Consider the following 16,344-nt stretch of genomic DNA (forward strand, 5'->3'; position numbering starts at 1 on the left):
GTCTTTCACTACGCCCCCGGCCGCGAGGCGGCGATCAGGCGGGACAGGATCAGGACGGGGATCAGGCCCGCAGCGACAATCGACAGCGCGGCCGGCGCGGCTTCGGCGAGGCGCTCGTCGGCGACCAGGTTGAAGACCTGCACCGCCAAGGTATCGAGATTGAGCGGGCGCACGATCAGGGTCGCCGGCAGTTCCTTCATCACGTCGACGAAGACGATCAGACCGGCGGTGAGCAGGCCGCCGGAGACCAGCGGGCGGTGCACGCGCCAGAGCACGCCGCGCGGGCTTTCGCCGAGCGAGCGCGCCGCATCGTCCATCGACATGGTCACCTTGGCGAGCGCGCCTTCGACCGATTGCAGCGCGATGGCGAGGAAGCGGACGCAATAGGCATAGACCAGGCCGAACAGGCCCCCGGTCAGCAGCAGGCCGGTGGCGATGCCGAAGGCCTGGCGCGACCAGCCGTCCACCAGGTGGTCCACCGCGGTCAGCGGTATCAGCACGCCGACGGCGACGATCGAGCCGGGTATGGCATAGCCCATGGCGGCGAAGCGGTTGATCGCCTCGGCCAGCCGCGCCGGGCGCAGCCGCACCGCATAGGCGAGCAGCGCCGCGATCAGCACGGCGACCACCGCCGCGACGCTGGCAAGCAGCAGGGAGTTGCGGGCGAATTCGACATAGCGCGGCGGATAGGGCAGCTGCGTCGCGTCGATCAGGTGCCCGAACAGCACGCCGGCCGGGAGCAGGAAACCGAGCACGATCGGCACCAGGCAGACGGCGAAGGCCGCAGCGGCGCGCCAGCCCGTGAGCGGGTAGTCGGGCAATGGCCGGTAGCGGCGCGAAGTGTGGTGGAAGCGGCGGTCGCCGCGCGCCCAGCGTTCGGTCGCCAGCAGGCCGAAGGCGAGCACCAGCAAAATCAGCGACAGCTGCGCCGCCGCCACCGGATTGCCGTAGGCGAACCAGGCGCGATAGATGCCGGTGGTGAAGGTCGGCACGCCGAAAAAGGCGACGGTGCCGAAATCGGCCAGCGTCTCCATCAGCGCCAGCGCCGCGCCGGCCACGATGGCGGGCCGGGCCAGCGGCAGGGCGACGCGGAAGAACACCGCCCAGGGGCCGCAGCCGAGCGTGCGGCCGACATCGATCACGCAGATCGATTGCGCCAGGAAGGCGCTGCGCGCCAGCAGGTAGACGTAAGGGTAGAGCACCATGGTCAGCATCAGCACGGCGCCGCCGATCGAGTGGATGCGCGGGAACCAGTAATCGCCGTGCTGCCAGCCGGTGGCGGCGCGCAACGCGCTCTGCACCGGGCCGGCGAACTGCAGCAAGTCGGTATAGACATAAGCCATGACATAGGCCGGCATGGCGAGCGGCAGGATCAGCGCCCATTCGAACAGGCCGCGCCCCGGAAACCGGCACATGGTGACCAGCCAGGCGGCGGCGACGCCGCCGACGATGGTGCCGGCGCCGACCCCGGCGAGCAGGATCAGCGTGTTGCTCACCGTTTCCGGCAGCACGTTGGTCAGCGCGTGGCCCCAGTAATCGCCGGCGCTGTGGAACAGGTAGGGGAACAGCGCGGCGAGCGGCGCCGCCACCGCGAGCGCGATGGCAAGCTGCAGCAGGCGCCAGCCGAATGCCGGCCGGCGCCGCGCCACGGGCCAGGCGGCCGGTTCCGTTACCGCCATTTCCGCTTCGCCGCTTCGCCCTGCCCGACCGGCCGCGGGCGCCGCGCCTTGGCCGCCTCGACCACGGCGCGCCGCCCGGGCGGGCCGAGCCGGGTCCAATCGGCGATCTCGTCGATGGTACGGAAACAGCCTTTGCACCAGCCGGTAGCCGGGTCGAGCACGCAGATGCCGATGCAGGGCGAGGATACGTCGTCGGTCACGCCTAGGGCCTTGCCTCGCTCCCCAATCTGCTTAAGGTCCGCCGCTTGTTCCAGGGTCGTCACAGGGGTCTTGCATCCTCGGCGGGCCCCGCCTATCTAGCGCGCCGGGGATAGGCTAGCCAGCGGCGCGAGACATCGGAAAAAAGGGCTTCAGGGAATGAGCCTGCTGGAAATTCGTGGTCTGTCGAAACGGTTCGGTCCCATCACTGCGGTCGACAACGTGTCGTTCAAGGTCGACCAGGGCGAGGTCCTGGGCTTCCTCGGCCCCAACGGCGCCGGCAAGTCCACCACCATGAAGATGATCGCCGGTTTCATCAGCCCGAGCGCCGGCGGCGTCAGCGTGCTGGGCGAGGACGTGGCCGAGGCGCCGCTGAAGACCAAGGCCGCCATCGGCTATCTGCCGGAAGGCGCGCCGACCTATCCGGACATGACGCCGCGCGGCTTCCTCGAATTCGTCGCCGATGCGCGCGGGCTGAAGGGCCCGGAGCGCAAGGCGCGCATCGACTATGCGGTGGAGCACGTCGATATCGGCCATGTGCTGGACCAGTCGATTGACACGCTGTCCAAGGGCTACAAGCGCCGCGTCGGCCTGGCCCAGGCGATCCTGCACGACCCGCCGGTGCTGATCCTGGACGAGCCGACCGACGGCCTGGACCCGAACCAGAAGCACGAGGTGCGCGAACTGATCCGGCGCATGGCGCCGGGCAAGGCGATCGTGATCTCCACCCACATCCTGGAAGAGGTCGAGGCCGTGTGCACCCGCGCCATCGTGATCGCGCGCGGGCGCCTGCTGGCCGAGGGCCATCCGGTGGAAGGCGGCTGGCAGCTGGGCGAGCATTTCGCCGAACCGGGCAGGCTCGACGCCGTGTTCCGCGCCATCACCATGGGTGCGCCGTCGAGCGCGCAGGAGGCCGCGTGATGCAGGGCACGGGCGCGGTCTTCAAGCGGGAGTTCCAGGGCTATTTCGCGACGCCGGTGGCCTATGTCTTCATCTGCATCTTCCTGTTCTGCACCGGCATCTTCACCTTCTACGTGGGCAATTTCTTCGCCCGCGGCCAGGCCGATCTGAAGGCCTTCTTCACCTTCCATCCCTGGCTCTATCTGTTCCTGATCCCCGCCATCTCGATGCGGCTATGGGCGGAGGAGCGCAAGTCCGGCACCATCGAGCTGCTGATGTCGCTGCCGGTCAGCCTGGCCGGCGTTGTGCTGGGCAAGTTCCTGGCCGCCTGGCTGTTCACCGGCGTGGCGCTGGTGCTGACCTTCCCGATGTGGATCACCGTCGCCTATCTCGGCGATCCGGATCACGGCGTGATACTGGCCGGCTATATCGGCAGCTTCTTCATGGCCGGCGGCTATCTCGCCATCGGCGCCTGCATGTCGGCGCTGACCCGCAACCAGGTGATCGCGTTCGTGCTGAGCGTCGTCGTCTGTTTCCTGTTCACCGTGTCGGGCGCGCCGATCGTGCTCGACTTCTTTGCCGGCTGGGCGCCGCAGATCCTGGTCGAGGCGATCGCCTCGTTCAGCTTCCTGCGCCATTTCAACGCCATCACCGAAGGCGTCATCGATCTGCGCGATGTCGTCTTCTTCGTCTCGCTGATCGCGCTCTGGCTGTTCGCCAACGCGATCGCGGTCGAGATGCGGAAAGCCGGCTGAGGACCATCCGATGAACCGCACGCTGATCTCCGTCACCGGTCTGGTGATCGCCGCCATCCTCTTCCTGGCGGTCAACATCCTGGCCAATCTGGGCCTGCGCACCGCGCCCCGGATCGACCTCACCGAGCAGAAGCTCTACACGCTGTCCGAAGGCACCCGGAACGTGCTCGCCTCGATCCAGGAGCCGATCACGCTGCGCCTGTTCTATTCGGCCAAGCTCGCCAACGACCTGCCGCAGATCAAGGCCTATGGCCAGCGCGTGCGCGACCTGCTGGAAGCCTATGCGAGCCGCGCCGGCGGCAAGATCCGCCTCGAGGTGATCGACCCCGAGCCCTATACCGAGGCCGAGGACCGCGCGGTGGCGGCCGGCGTGCAAGGCGCGCCGCTCGACGCCAACCAGGCGACGCAGTTCTATTTCGGCCTGGTCGGCACCAACACCGCCGACAAGCAGGAGGTGATCCCCTTCCTGCAGCAGGACCGCGAGCAGTTCCTGGAATACGACCTGACGCGGCTCGTCTACACGCTGACCGACCCGAAGAAGCCGGTGCTGGGCCTGCTCACCGACATCCAGATGCAGTACGGGCCGGGCGGCGTGATGGCGGCGATGCGCGGCCAGGGCGCGCCCTACATCCTGTACAACCAGCTGAAGGACGTGTTCCAGGTCAAGACTATCGCCACCGACGTCAAGGCGATCGACGACGACGTCACCGTGCTGATGATCGTGCACCCGAAAGCCTTGAGCGAGCAGACGCAATACGCGATCGACCAGTTCGTTATGCGCGGCGGCCGCGTCGTGCTGATGGTCGATCCGCATTACGAGAGCGAGCAGCCGCCGCAGGGCATGATGGGCATGCAGATGATGGAGCCGAAGAGCTCCAACCTGCCCAAGCTGATGCAGGCCTGGGGCGTCGCCATGGACGAGAAGCTTTTCGTCGGCGATCGCTCGGTGGCGATCCGGGTCAATGCCGGCGAAGGCTCGCGCCGCGGCGCGGTCGATTACGTGGCCTGGATGCAGCTCGGCCCGGCGAACCGCAATCCGGACGACGTGACCACCGGCGAGCTCGGCACCATCAACCTGATCTCGGCCGGCGCGCTGAAGCCGGTGGAGGGCGCCGGCACCACGGTGACTCCGCTGCTCTACAGCTCGAAGGACCAGGCGGCGCTGATCGACGTCGCCAAGATCGCGGTGCGCCCGCAGCCGGACGTGCTGCTGGCGGAGTTCAAGCCTTCCGGCGAGCGCTACACGCTGGCCGCGCGCATCTCGGGCCCCGCCAAGTCGGCCTTCCCCGACGGCCCGCCGCCGCCGCCGAAGAAGGAGGGCGAGGAAGCCAAGGAAGGCGAGGCGAAGCCGGAAGCAAAGGCCGACGAGAAGCCGGCCGAAGCCGCGAAGCCGCATCTGGCCGAGAGCAAGGGCCCGATCAACGTCGTCGTCGTCGCCGATGTCGACATGATCGAGGACCGCTTTTGGGTGCGGGTGCAGGATTTCTTCGGCCAGCGCATGGCGGTGCCCTTCGCCGGCAATGCCGACCTGCTGGTCAACGCAGTGGACAGCCTGTCCGGTTCGAACGACCTGATCACGCTCCGAAGCCGCGGCCGCTCGAACCGGCCGTTCGAGGCGATCGACCAGCTGCGCCGCGAGGCGGGGCAGGAATTCGTGAGCCGCGAGCAGGAGCTGCAGAAGAAGCTGCAGGAGACCGAGAAGCAGATCGCCGAGCTGCAATCCAAGCGCAAGGCCGGGGCCGGCGGCGCGCTGCTCTCGGCCGAGGAGCAGGCCGCGATCGACAATTTCCGCAAGGAGCTGATCCGCGTGCGCCGCGAGCTGCGCGACGTGCAGTACAATCTGAACCGCAGCGTCGAGCGGCTCGCCGGTTGGATCAAGTTCGCCAATATCGGCCTGGTGCCGATCGTCGTGGCGGGCGTCGCCATCGGCCTCGGCGCCGTGCGGCGCCAGCGCCGCTCCGCCGGGCACGGCAAGGTGTGACGGGAGAGCCACGATGCGCGCCAAAGGATTGACCATCATGGCCGGCGCCGCGGTCGTCGCGGTGGCGGCGGCCGCCTGGATCGTCATCCGCCAGGCGGAACAGACCGCCAGCAGCATCGGCGACCAGGGCCCGCTGTTCCCGGCGCTGGCCCAGCAGATCAACGATGTCGGCACCCTGATGATCGCCGACGCCAAGCAGAGCTTCACCATCCAGCGCCAGGGCGAGGACCGCTGGGTGCTGAAGGAGAAGGCGGATTACCGCGTGCGCGACGACGCGGTGAAGAAGGCGGTGGTGGGGATCGCCGAGCTGCAGATCCTGGAGCCGCGCTCGGAGAACCCGGAGCTGCACCAGAAGATGGGCGTCGGCGATCTCGACAAGCCGGGCTCCGAGGCGGTGCGCATCACGCTGAAGGACAAGGCTTCGAAGGACCTGGCGAGCCTGCTGATCGGCAAGACCAAGGCCTCCGAGACGACGATGCGGCCGGCCGAGATCTTCGTGCGCAAGGCCTCCGACACCAAGGCCTGGCTGGTGCACGGCCGGCTGGAGGTGAAGGCCGACCCGATGAGCTGGGTCGACAAGGAGACCTTCAAGGTCGTGCGCGGCCGTATCATGTCGGTCGAGATCGCGCAGCCGGACGGCGCCAAAGCGGAGATCCGCCGCACCGATCCGGCCAAGGAGGAGTTCGAACTGGTCGGCCTGCCGAAGGACAAGAAGGCCAAGGTCTCCGACGTCAACGGCATCGCCGGGGGCCTGGAATTCGTCAATTTCGACGACGTGGCCAAGGCCGATGCGGTGGACTTCAGCAAGGCCGTGGTGGCGACCTACCGCACCTATGACGGCCTGGTGCTGGAGATCCGCACGGTGAAGAAGGACGGCAAGCCTTGGGTAAACTTCAAGGCCAGCGTGGATGCCGCCCAGGTGGCCAAGGACCTGGCCAAGACCGACGAGAAGAAGATCCTGCTCTCCGCCGAAGAGGTGGAGAAGGAAGCCAAGGGCATCAACGACCGGCTCGGCGCCTGGGCGCACCAGGTGCCGGACTATCGCTCCGACAACTTCACCCGCAAGCCGGACGACCTGATCATCAAGGACGCGTCGTAGGGACCGGCGGCTACTTGATCAGCGCGACATAGGTCGGTTCGTCGAGCTGGCCGGTGACTTCCAGGCCATAGGCCTTCTGGAAGCTCGATACCGCCCGCGCGGTGCCCTGGCCGAACACGCCGTCGATGGCACCGGCATAGAGACCGAGCTCGGTCAGCCGGCGCTGGGCATTGGCGGTGCGGATCTCCACCGAAAGCGCGGCCGTGTCGCCGCCGGCGGCCGGGGCGAGCTTGTCGATCTGCGCCATCAGGTTGGCTTCGCGCCAGTCGAGCACGAACTCGTCCAGCATGCGCCGCACCAGGGCGGCGACCTGCTGGGAATGGGTGGCCGTGTCGGAGGTGAGCATGCCGGACTTGTTGACCAGCACGACCTCGCCGAGCCGCTCCTGCCTGGTCGCCGGATCGGTGTAGTAGAAGGCAAACAGGCCGATGCGAAGCGTCACCGAGGTGACGCAGACCTGGCCTCGCTCGAAGGCCAACGTCACCGCCTGGGCGTTGGCGGCGATCGGCGCGCCCTCGGCGATTTTCAGTCCGGCCTGGCCGAGCCGGCCGGCCACCGCCGACCGCACCAGCGCGGCCGTGCTGCCGCATTCCGTCGGGCCGCCGGGGCCGACGCTGGCATTGACGGTGATGCTGTCGACGCCTTCCAGTGCCTGCTTGTCGGGCACGCTGGCAGCCTCGCCGCGCGCCGCCAGCAACACGGCGACGAGCGCGGCGCACGGCGCCCAAACCCCACGCTTCATGCCGCCCTCCGATCTCCCCCAAGACAATCGGGCCTGCCCGGCAATGACAATAGGCCAGGCGGCAGAGGCGGGCCAGTCCGCCAGGCCCGCCGGCGCGAGATTCCGCGCTATCCTGCAATCGGCAGAGACCCGTGCCGATGCCGGAGCGCGCGCCGTTTCCATCCAGGGCTTGATCGATCGCCGCCGCGGCGGCCCAACGGATTGACGCTGGGCGTATGCATGTGTTGTATCGCCCCATCGTCAAACCATCCCGCACCATGCAGTGCGGGAGATATTCCAAGGAGGATACGGTCATGCCAAACGGGCAGAAGCCTGCGAGCCCCCGCGTCAACCGGCGCAGCCTGATCAAGACGTCGCTCGGCCTTGCCGCCGTGCCGGCCGCCCTCGCCGCGGCCCCCGCCATCATCGGCTCGGCCAGGGCGCAGAGCAAAGTGACCTGGAAGGTCCAGTCGCATTGGCCGAAGGCGTCCGCCTCGTTCAAGGACAGCCTGGAATGGTTCAATACCGAGCTGGGCAAGCGCTCGGACGGCCGCTTCAAGCTGCAGATGTTCGGCGCCGGCGAGCTCGCCAAGGGCGGTGAGATCTTCAACATCGTGCGCAAGGGCGTGGTCGAGATGGGCACGCTGTCGGCGGCCTACATCCTCGGCGAGGCGCAGGCCATGGGTCTCGCCTATGGCGTGCCCGGCTCGCTGCTCGAGCCCTGGGAGATGACGCATTACCTGAAGAACCTGGGCGGCGAGAACCTCGTCAACGAGGAGCTCGAGCCCAAGGGCGTCATCTACCGCACCGAGAAGGCCTATACGACCGAGCTGGTGCTGAACAAGAAGATCGCCACGATGGACGACTTCAAGACGCTCAAGCTGCGCTCGGCCGGCACGCTGATGGATTACCTGTCGATGGCCGGCGCCTCGCCGACCCATATCGCCGGGCCCGAGCTGTACCAGTCGCTCTCCACCGGCGTGGTCGACGGGGCGCATTGGGGCGCCGCGCAGGGCGCGCTGACCATGAAGCTGTGGGAAGTGGCGCGCTTCCACATGAAGCCGGCGCTGGGCATCACCACCGATGCCTATGTGTTCAACAAGGCCGCCGTCGAGAAGCTGCCGGCCGACCTGCGGCTGATCCTGATGACGCTGGCGGACGAGCGGTTCTTCAGCCGTACTGCCGAGTACCAGCACAAGGAGGCGGTCGCGCTGACCAGGGGCAAGAAGGAAAACAACGTCGAGGTGGTGCAGTTCCCCAAGGCCGTGCAGGAAAAGTTCGCGGCCGCCTCGAAGGAAATCCTGGCCAAGGAAACGGTCAAGGGAGATCGGGCCGCCAAGGGCGCCGAGATCCTGACGTCGTTCATGAAGGATCTGGGCTACGTCTGAGGCCGTCCGGGGAAACCCGCGCAATCGGTGCGGATGAACTGAAGGCCCGTTTCCGAGCACCGGCGCAGGGACCGCAGCGCGGCACCTGCGACGGGCTCGGACGCGGGCTTCTGTCGAAGAGAAAGCCGACATGCTCAATATTGCCAGGGGGATTACCCGCCTGAACCGGTGGATCGGCCGCACCGTCGCCTGGATCATCCTGCCGATTTTCGTGCTGCTGATCATCGATGTCGCCATGCGCTACCTCGTCGGGCGCCCGGCGATCTGGACCTCGGAGCTGGCGCAGCTGGTCTTCGGCGTCTACGGCGTGATCGCCGGCGGATACCTGCTCGCCGAGCGCGCACATGTGAACGTCGACATCTTCTACGGAAAGATGCCGCGCAAGCGGAAGGCGCTGGTCGACGTCGCCACCTCGATCCTGTTCTTCATGTTCATGGCGGTGCTGATGTACCAGGGCACCGACTTGGCCTGGGACTCCATCGAGAAGCTGGAGACCTCCCAGAGCATCTGGAATCCGCCGGTCTGGCCGGTGAAGCTGATGATCCCGGTCGCCGGCCTGCTGCTGCTGCTGCAGGGCATCGTGCGGCTGGTCGCGGATATCCGCGTCCTGATGGGCCTGCCGGCCGACGACGAAACTTTCGGTGCCCAAGCCACCGACGAACCCTCTCACTAGAAAGCCGGCGGCCGCATCATGGGTGTCGAACTACTCACCTTCCTGTTCTTCGGCTCGCTGCTGCTGTTCCTGCTGCTCGGCGTGCCGCTCGCCTTCGTGCTCGGCGGCGTCTCCGTCGTCTTCCTCTACTTCTCGATGGGGCCGGTGGCGTTCTACCTGGTCGCGTCGAAGTTCTGGGATTCGATGGAGAACTTCACGCTCGTCGCCATCCCGCTCTACGTCTTCATGGCGATGATCCTGGAGAAATCCGGCGTCGCGCATGCGCTGTACCGGATGATGCATCTGTGGTTCGGCGGCCTGCGCGGCGGGCTCGCCATCGGCACGGTGGCGATCTGCGCCCTGTTCGCGGCGATGAGCGGCATCAGCGGCGCCGCCGTGGTGACCATGGGCACCATCGCACTGCCGCGCATGCTGGAGCGCGGCTACGACACCAAGCTGGCGCTCGGCGCCATCAACACCGGCGGCGGCTGGGGCATCCTGATCCCGCCCTCGATCCCGATGGTGCTCTATGCGTTGATCAGCGAGGTGTCGGTCGGCCGGCTGTTCGCCTCCGGCATCGGCCCCGGCATCCTGCTGTTCATCCTGGTCACGATCTATATCGGCGTGCGCGGCTGGTTGCAGCCATCCATCGCGCCGGCGCTGCCGCCGGAGGAACGCGGCAGCTGGCCGGAGAAGCTGCGCGCGCTGCGCGCCGTGCTGCTGCCGATCATGATCGTGGTGATGGTGCTGGGCTCGATCTTCGGCGGCCTCGCCACGCCGACCGAGGCGGCGGCGATCGGCGTGCTCGGCGCCATGGTCGCGGCGGCGGTGAACCGCCAGCTGACCATCGAGAACCTGCGCAACGGCGCCATCCAGACCTTGCGCCTGACGGCGCTGATCATGTGGATCCTGTTCGCCGCGCACGCCTTCTCCACCGCCTATACCACGCTCGGCGCGCACGACTTCATCCAGGACCTGATGCGCTACATCCCCGGCGGCAAGTGGGGCGCGCTCGCCTTCATGATCTTCGTGCTGTTCCTGCTCGGCATGGTGCTCGACCCGGTCGGCATCATGCTGATCACGCTCCCGGTCTTTCTGCCGGTGATCGACGCGGCGGGCTTCGACCAGATCTGGTTCGGGGTGATCTTCATCATCATGATGGAGATCGGCTACATGACGCCGCCCTTCGGCTTCAACCTGTTCTACCTGAAGGGCGTGGCGCCGCCGAGCGTGACCATGGGCGAGATCTATACCTCGGTCATTCCCTATGTGCTGGTGACGCTGGTGGGCGTGCTGCTCATCATCATCTTCCCCGATATCGCGCTGTTCTTCCCGAACCTGTTCTACGGCAAGGGGTAGCGGCACAGCCGGTCGGGCTACAGGGGCGGTCGCTGCGCGATCGCCCCATTTTTTTTGACGCGAAGCACGCTGGACAAAAAAAGAGCCCCCGGTTGTTCACCGGGGGCAGTCAAACAGGGAGGCTTCACGTCTGGGAGACGTAAATGGGCTTCACACCTGGGAGGGCGCGAAACCCGGTTTCGGACCTCGCGGCCCGAACTCGGAAACTCGGTGTGCAGAGAGACGCAACGCCGCGCTGCACAGGGAAATAGTTAGGGGCGGTGCAGCATAACAACCAGATCAAGTATGGAACGTCCGCCATGCCGAAACCGCATGGCTATATCAGACGGCGATATGTCGGACAGTTGTTGCGACCGGCTCAGTACTGCCAGTCCGCCACCTTGCGCAGCAGGAAATCGCGGAACACGTTGATCCGCTTGGAGTTCCGGAGCTCTTCCGGATACACGAAATAGGCGTCGCGGGCCGGCGCCTCGACATCGTCCATGATGCGGACGAGGCGCGTGGTGCCGTCGGCGATGTAATCCGGGATCGAGGCGATGCCGAGCCCGCTCTCCACCGCGCGCATGATCGCATAGGCGTTGTTGACCTGCATGATCGGCGTGCGCTTCACCGCCGGCGGCTTGCCGGCCGTGATCAGCCAGTTGACGTCGCGCAGCGGCGGCGGCGCCTCCTCGCCATAGGTGATGAGCTTGTGGCTATCGAGCTCGTCCAGGTTTTTCGGCACGCCGAAGCGCTTCAGGTACTGGGGCGACGAATAGATGTGATAGTGGAAAGTCATCAGCTTCCGGTAGACGAGGTCCGGCTGGACCGGCTTGCGCATCCGGATCGCCACGTCGGCCTCGCGCATGGAGAGGTCGAGCTCGTCATCGTGCAGCAGCAGCACGACGTTGATGTCGGGGTAGAGGTCGATGAACTCGCGCACGCGCGGCGCGAGCCAGACCGAGCCGAAGGCCATGGTGGCCGTCACCTTGAGCTCGCCGCGCGGCCGGTCCTTGCTGTCCAGCAGGATCGCCTCGGCCATGGCCAGCTTGCCGAACACCTCGTGCACGGTGCGGAACAGCACCTCGCCCTGCTCGGTCAGGATCAGGCCGCGGGCATGGCGGTGGAAGAGCGGCGTGGTGAGGCTTTCCTCCAGCGCCGCAATCTGCCGGCTGACCGCCGACTGGCTGAGGTTCAGCTGCTCGCCGGCATGGGTGAAGCTGCCTGCCTCCGCCACCGCGTGGAAGATGCGCAGCTTGTCCCAATCCATCGAAACCTTGGCTGTCGGCACCCCCCGAAACTCCGATCAGTCGGCCGCGGCGGCGTGCGGCAGCGCGGCATGCGCCAGGAACTTCTCCGCATCCAGCGCCGCCATGCAGCCGGTCCCCGCGGCGGTAACTGCCTGGCGGTAGACTTTGTCCTGCACGTCGCCGCAGGCGAAAACGCCCGGCACGTTGGTGAACGTGGTGCCCGGCCGGGTAACGAGATAGCCCTCGCCGTCCATGTCGAGCTGGCCCTTGAAGATCTGCGTGTTCGGCGTGTGGCCGATGGCGACGAACACGCCGTCGAGCTTGAGATCGCGCTTGGCGCCGGTCTTCGCATGGGCGATGCGCAGTCCCGTCACGCCGGGCGGCTCCGCCGTGCCCAGCACCTGGTCAGCCACGTGGTCCCAGACCACCACGATCTTGGGGTTGGCGAACAGGCGCTGCTGCAGGATCTTCTCGGAGCGGAGCTGGTCGCGGCGGTGCACCAGGGTGACCTTGGTGGCGTGGTTGGTCAGGTAGAGCGCTTCTTCTACCGCCGTGTTGCCGCCGCCGATCACCGCCACTTCCTTGCCGCGGAAGAAGAACCCGTCGCAGGTGGCGCAGGCGGAGACGCCGAAGCCCTGGAATTGCTTCTCGCTGTCCAGGCCCAGCCATTTCGCCTGGGCGCCGGTGGCGATGATCAGGGTGTCGCCGACATAGCGGTCGCCCGAATCGCCGATGGCGACGAAGGGGCGCTTCGACAGGTCCACCGAGACGATGGTGTCGGCAATGATCGTCGTCCCCACATGCGCCGCCTGGGCCTCCATCTGCTGCATCAGCCAGGGGCCCTGGATGGTCTCGGCGAAGCCCGGATAATTCTCCACATCCGTGGTGATGGTGAGCTGGCCGCCCGGCTGCAGACCGTGCACCAGGATCGGCGAAAGCGAGGCGCGGGCGGCGTAGATCGCGGCCGTGCAGCCGGCCGGGCCGGAGCCCAGGATCAGCACCTTGGTCTTGTGTTCGGTCGCCATGTGCCGACCCTCTTACACCGGTTTCGTCTTGGTTTTGCACGGAATCTATGGGTCGCCCCGCGCGGCGGCAAGCCGCCGTGCTATAGGTCGGGAAATGTTGCGGCAAGCTGAGCCTGCACCGCTGCTTTTTGCTCCTCCCCCGGCGAAGACGGGGGAGGTTGGGAGGGGGTTTTTGCGGGACATTGGCCGCAGCGGGCGGAGACGGTTCACCCCCACCCTGCCCTCCCCCGTCCTTCGGCCGGGGGAGGATTCCAGGAAATGACCCTCGAGACCCGCGACCTGGCCTGCATACGGGGTGAGCGGCGGCTGTTCCGCGGCCTCGGCTTCAAGGTCGAGGCCGGCCGGGCGCTGGTGGTCGAGGGCCCGAACGGCACCGGCAAGTCGAGCCTGCTGCGCCTGCTCGCGGGCTTCCTGGCGCCGGCCCAAGGTCAGGTGCTGTGGGAGGGCCAGGACGTCGCCGAGGCGCCGGGGGCGCACCGCCGGCGGGTCGCCTGGATCGGCCATCTCGATGCCCTGAAGCCGGCGCTCAGCGTCACCGAGAACCTGCGCTTCTGGCGCGCCGCGCTGGACGACAACCGGCGCCAGCGGCAGAGCGTGCGCCGCGCCGTCGACCGGCTGGGCCTCGACCACGTGGCCGATCTGCCGGCGCGCTATCTCTCGGCCGGGCAGCGGCGGCGTCTCGCCCTCGCCCGGCTGGTGCTGGTGCATCGGCCGCTCTGGCTGTTGGACGAGCCGACCACGGCGCTGGATGCCGAGGGCGTGGCCGCCTTCCGCAGCCTGCTGGAGATGCATCTCGACCATGGCGGATCGGCGGTGATCGCGAGCCATCTCGATCTCGGCCTGCCGGCGATCGACCGGCTCCGGCTCGGCATCGTCAAGTGAGGGCCTTCCTCGCCATCCTGCGGCGCGACATCGCGCTGGGCTTCCGCCAGGGCGGCACGGCGGGCCTCGCGCTCGGCTTCTTCGGCCTGGTGGTGCTGCTGTTCCCGCTCGGCATCGGACCGGAGCGCGAGACCTTGGGCCGCATCGCCGCCGGCGTGCTGTGGATCGCCGCCCTGCTCGCCGTGCTGATCTCGCTCGACCGGCTGTTCCAGGCCGATCACGAAGACGGGAGCCTGGAATTGCTGGCGCTGTCGCCGCTGCCGCTCGAACTCGTCGTGCTGGCCAAGCTCGCGGCCCATTGGGCGGCCTGCTGCCTGCCGCTGATCGCGCTGGCGCCGGTGCTGGGGCTGATGCTGAACCTGCCGCCGACGGCGATTCCGGGGCTGATCACCGCGCTGCTGCTCGGCACGCCGACGCTGTCCGCCATCGGCGCCATCGGCGCGGCGCTGGCGGTGGGGGTCCGGCGCGGCGGCTTCCTGCTCTCGCTGCTGGTGCTGCCGCTCTATGTGCCGGTGCTGATTTTCGGCGCCGGCGCGACCGAGGCGGCGATCTCCGGCCTCGGCTTGGCCGCGCACCTGCTGATCCTGGCGGCGCTGGCCGTGGCCTCGGTCGGCCTCTCCCCGATCGCCGCCGCCGCGGCCTTGCGGCTGTCGCTGGAGTAGGGGATAAGCCGCCGATGGCCGCCAACCTGCACTGGTTCGCCAACCCGACGCGCTTCCTGAGGCTCGCGCGCGTCGTGCTGCCCGTCGCCGCGGCGCTGGGCCTGATATGCTTCGCCGCCGGGCTCTACGACGCCCTCGTCCTCTCGCCGATCGACTATCAGCAGAAGGACAGCGTGCGGATCATGTACATCCACGTGCCGGCGGCCTGGCTGGCGCTCGGCGTCTATACCGGGATCGCGCTGATGAGCGCGGTCGCGCTGGTCTGGCGGCATCCGCTGGCCGATCTCGGCGCCAAGGCAGCGGCGCCGCTCGGCGCCGGCTTCGCCGCCATCTGCCTCGCCACCGGCTCGATCTGGGGCCTGCCGACCTGGGGCACCTGGTGGGTGTGGGACGCGCGCCTCACCTCGATGCTGATCCTGTTCTTCCTCTATCTCGGCTATCTCGCGCTGTGGCAGGCCTATGACGACCCGGAGCGCGCGGCGCGTGCCGCCGGCATCCTCGCCATCGTCGGCGCGGTGAACGTGCCGATCGTCAAGTTCTCGGTCGATTGGTGGAACACGCTGCACCAGCCGGCCAGCGTGTTCACGCTGTCAGGCCCGAAGATCGACCCGAGCATGCTGCGCCCGCTGCTCTTGATGACCGGCGGCTACGTCTGCTTCTTCCTCGTCGTGCTGATCCTGCGGATGCGAGCGGAGATCGCGGCGCGGCGGGTGCGGGCACTCAGGTTGGCGCGGGTGGAGGGTTGAGCATTTCCGCCGCTATCCCGGCGCCTTGCCCAGCGCCCATTGCACGTAGAGCTTCCGCACCAACACGAAGGTGACCACCATAAGCGGTGTGGCGAAGACGATGCCGGGGATGCCGAACAGGAAGCCGAAGATCACGACCGCCAGCACGGTGAGCGCCGGCGGCAAATGCACCGCCCATTTCTCGATCATCGGCTCAAATAGATAGCCCTCAAGGTTCTGAACGACGAGGAACAGGAGCGCCGTGTACGCCGCCAGGGCCCAGCCCTGACCAGAAGCAATCAGCACGGCAGGAACAGCCGCCAGGATGGGGCCGAAGAACGGCACGAAATCCAGCACCGCGGCGAGGAAGCCGAGCCCGAGGGCCATCGGCACGCCGAGCATCCACAGGCCGAGGCCGGTCAGCACGCCGACTATCGCCATCCCGATTACCCGGCCCAGCAGCCAGCCCCGCAGGGCGCGGCCGGCGGCATCCAGGGCGTCTGCCACCCGATCACAGCCGGCCCGTGGGATCAGGGCGAGCAGTCCGCGTTTATAGAGCCCCGGATTGGCGCCGACGAGGATGGCGAGAACGAGCACCACCAGCGCGTCGCCAAGGCCGCCAAAGGCGGTCGTCGCGAATCCGTACATGCTGGGCACCGTCTTGCCATCAAGCAGGCGCTGCGCCCCATCCAGGATCAGCTGGCCGAATTGATGCTGCTGCAGCTCTTTCTCGACTGCCGACCAGGCTTCCGGAACTTTGGAGACAAGCTGGGCCATCTGCCCGCCGATCTGGCTGCCTGCGGTCAAGGTCGCGCCGATGACCAATACCAAGCACAGCGCGATCGCACCGGCGAAGGCGACGTTCTCCGGCAACGGTGTGTGGTCGGAGATCACGCTGGCGATCGACCGGAGAAGCACGGCCAGCACGATACTGCCGAAGACCAGCATCAGCAGGTCGGCAAGGTACCATATGGCCACTGCCGCCCCGGCAATGGCGACCAGCGTCAAGGCCGGAACGGCGAATCGGGCGGCCCCTGGAGAGGCGGCGGGCGCGACGTCGCTCATGGCATGCCATCCGGGTCAAAATCC

Annotated in this window: 15 protein-coding genes and 1 pseudogene; 10 read left to right on the top strand and 6 right to left on the bottom strand. The window is 67.5% G+C overall.

The window, feature by feature from the left end; genetic code table 11:
- Nucleotides 1-8: 8 nt before the first annotated feature.
- Both DT074_RS03210 and DT074_RS03215 read right to left on the bottom strand, forming a co-directional pair.
- Complete coding sequence (locus tag DT074_RS03210) at nt 9-1,679, bottom strand: ABC transporter permease (protein ID WP_119418365.1); 1,671 nt, start codon at nt 1,677-1,679, stop codon at nt 9-11.
- On the bottom strand, nt 1,670-1,879 hold the full coding sequence (locus DT074_RS03215; protein WP_368744399.1) for a DUF1289 domain-containing protein: 210 nt from the start codon (nt 1,877-1,879) through the stop codon (nt 1,670-1,672). The genes DT074_RS03210 and DT074_RS03215 overlap by 10 nt, the downstream gene beginning before the upstream one ends.
- Nucleotides 1,880-2,042: 163 nt before the next feature.
- Between DT074_RS03215 and DT074_RS03220 the strand changes: the two are divergent.
- The 4 genes and pseudogenes from DT074_RS03220 to DT074_RS03235 form a co-directional block, all read left to right on the top strand.
- A pseudogene (locus DT074_RS03220) lies at nt 2,043-2,693 on the top strand (ABC transporter ATP-binding protein); the annotation flags it as partial.
- 104 nt (nt 2,694-2,797) lie between these two features.
- Nucleotides 2,798-3,532 (top strand): ABC transporter permease subunit, encoded by a 735-nt coding sequence (locus DT074_RS03225; protein ID WP_119418366.1) that lies wholly within the window; start codon nt 2,798-2,800, stop codon nt 3,530-3,532.
- 10 nt (nt 3,533-3,542) lie between these two features.
- Entirely contained in the window at nt 3,543-5,513 is a 1,971-nt protein-coding gene (locus tag DT074_RS03230) for a Gldg family protein (RefSeq protein ID WP_119418367.1), read from the top strand.
- Nucleotides 5,514-5,526: 13 nt separating this feature from the next.
- Nucleotides 5,527-6,612 (top strand): DUF4340 domain-containing protein, encoded by a 1,086-nt coding sequence (locus DT074_RS03235; RefSeq protein WP_119418368.1) that lies wholly within the window; start codon nt 5,527-5,529, stop codon nt 6,610-6,612.
- Nucleotides 6,613-6,622: 10 nt separating this feature from the next.
- Here the strand turns inward: DT074_RS03235 and DT074_RS28415 are convergent, their stop codons facing one another.
- Entirely contained in the window at nt 6,623-7,354 is a 732-nt protein-coding gene (locus DT074_RS28415) for a peptidoglycan-binding domain-containing protein (RefSeq protein ID WP_368744401.1), read from the bottom strand.
- A gap of 293 nt (nt 7,355-7,647) precedes the next feature.
- Between DT074_RS28415 and dctP the strand changes: the two genes are divergently transcribed.
- The 3 genes from dctP to DT074_RS03255 all read left to right on the top strand — a co-directional run bounded on the left by dctP (nt 7,648) and on the right by DT074_RS03255 (nt 10,732).
- Nucleotides 7,648-8,721, top strand: a complete 1,074-nt coding sequence (dctP, locus tag DT074_RS03245) for a TRAP transporter substrate-binding protein DctP (protein WP_119418369.1) — start codon at nt 7,648-7,650, stop codon at nt 8,719-8,721.
- A gap of 130 nt (nt 8,722-8,851) precedes the next feature.
- Nucleotides 8,852-9,394, top strand: a complete 543-nt coding sequence (locus DT074_RS03250) for a TRAP transporter small permease subunit (RefSeq protein ID WP_119418370.1) — start codon at nt 8,852-8,854, stop codon at nt 9,392-9,394.
- 18 nt (nt 9,395-9,412) lie between these two features.
- Nucleotides 9,413-10,732 carry a TRAP transporter large permease gene (locus DT074_RS03255; protein ID WP_119418371.1) on the top strand — a complete coding sequence of 440 codons (1,320 nt, stop codon included), beginning with the start codon at nt 9,413-9,415 and terminating at the stop codon, nt 10,730-10,732.
- Between the two features lie 358 nt (nt 10,733-11,090).
- Here DT074_RS03255 and DT074_RS03260 read toward each other — a convergent pair whose 3' ends face one another.
- Both DT074_RS03260 and trxB read right to left on the bottom strand, forming a co-directional pair.
- Complete coding sequence (locus DT074_RS03260) at nt 11,091-11,981, bottom strand: LysR family transcriptional regulator (RefSeq protein ID WP_119418372.1); 891 nt, start codon at nt 11,979-11,981, stop codon at nt 11,091-11,093.
- A 36-nt stretch (nt 11,982-12,017) separates the two neighbouring features.
- Nucleotides 12,018-12,986: a thioredoxin-disulfide reductase gene (gene trxB, locus DT074_RS03265; protein WP_119418373.1), complete on the bottom strand. Its 969-nt coding sequence runs from the start codon at nt 12,984-12,986 to the stop codon at nt 12,018-12,020.
- Nucleotides 12,987-13,244: 258 nt separating this feature from the next.
- Between trxB and ccmA the strand changes: the two genes are divergently transcribed.
- The 3 genes from ccmA to DT074_RS03280 are packed head-to-tail and all read left to right on the top strand — an operon-like array spanning nt 13,245 to nt 15,276.
- The gene (ccmA, locus tag DT074_RS03270) at nt 13,245-13,868 is read left to right on the top strand and encodes a heme ABC exporter ATP-binding protein CcmA (protein WP_119418374.1); all 624 of its coding nucleotides are present in this window, start codon (nt 13,245-13,247) and stop codon (nt 13,866-13,868) included.
- Complete coding sequence (gene ccmB, locus DT074_RS03275) at nt 13,865-14,530, top strand: heme exporter protein CcmB (RefSeq protein ID WP_119418375.1); 666 nt, start codon at nt 13,865-13,867, stop codon at nt 14,528-14,530. The genes ccmA and ccmB overlap by 4 nt, the downstream gene beginning before the upstream one ends.
- Nucleotides 14,531-14,556: 26 nt before the next feature.
- Nucleotides 14,557-15,276 (top strand): heme ABC transporter permease, encoded by a 720-nt coding sequence (locus DT074_RS03280; protein ID WP_119418477.1) that lies wholly within the window; start codon nt 14,557-14,559, stop codon nt 15,274-15,276.
- A gap of 12 nt (nt 15,277-15,288) precedes the next feature.
- Here DT074_RS03280 and DT074_RS03285 read toward each other — a convergent pair whose 3' ends face one another.
- Nucleotides 15,289-16,320: an AI-2E family transporter gene (locus tag DT074_RS03285; RefSeq protein WP_119418376.1), complete on the bottom strand. Its 1,032-nt coding sequence runs from the start codon at nt 16,318-16,320 to the stop codon at nt 15,289-15,291.
- Nucleotides 16,321-16,344 lie beyond the last annotated feature (24 nt).

It is taken from the genome of Desertibaculum subflavum (assembly GCA_003576705.1).
Classification (GTDB): Bacteria; Pseudomonadota; Alphaproteobacteria; order Ferrovibrionales; family Ferrovibrionaceae; genus Desertibaculum; species Desertibaculum subflavum.

Coding starts and splice junctions, on each gene's coding strand:
- DT074_RS03210 (WP_119418365.1), bottom strand. CDS start 1,679: ATGGCGGTAACGGAACCGGCCGCCTGGCCCGTGGCGCGGCGCCGGCCG.
- DT074_RS03225 (WP_119418366.1), top strand. CDS start 2,798: ATGCAGGGCACGGGCGCGGTCTTCAAGCGGGAGTTCCAGGGCTATTTC.
- DT074_RS03230 (WP_119418367.1), top strand. CDS start 3,543: ATGAACCGCACGCTGATCTCCGTCACCGGTCTGGTGATCGCCGCCATC.
- DT074_RS03235 (WP_119418368.1), top strand. CDS start 5,527: ATGCGCGCCAAAGGATTGACCATCATGGCCGGCGCCGCGGTCGTCGCG.
- DT074_RS28415 (WP_368744401.1), bottom strand. CDS start 7,354: ATGAAGCGTGGGGTTTGGGCGCCGTGCGCCGCGCTCGTCGCCGTGTTG.
- dctP (WP_119418369.1), top strand. CDS start 7,648: ATGCCAAACGGGCAGAAGCCTGCGAGCCCCCGCGTCAACCGGCGCAGC.
- DT074_RS03250 (WP_119418370.1), top strand. CDS start 8,852: ATGCTCAATATTGCCAGGGGGATTACCCGCCTGAACCGGTGGATCGGC.
- DT074_RS03255 (WP_119418371.1), top strand. CDS start 9,413: ATGGGTGTCGAACTACTCACCTTCCTGTTCTTCGGCTCGCTGCTGCTG.
- DT074_RS03260 (WP_119418372.1), bottom strand. CDS start 11,981: ATGGATTGGGACAAGCTGCGCATCTTCCACGCGGTGGCGGAGGCAGGC.
- trxB (WP_119418373.1), bottom strand. CDS start 12,986: ATGGCGACCGAACACAAGACCAAGGTGCTGATCCTGGGCTCCGGCCCG.
- ccmA (WP_119418374.1), top strand. CDS start 13,245: ATGACCCTCGAGACCCGCGACCTGGCCTGCATACGGGGTGAGCGGCGG.
- DT074_RS03285 (WP_119418376.1), bottom strand. CDS start 16,320: ATGAGCGACGTCGCGCCCGCCGCCTCTCCAGGGGCCGCCCGATTCGCC.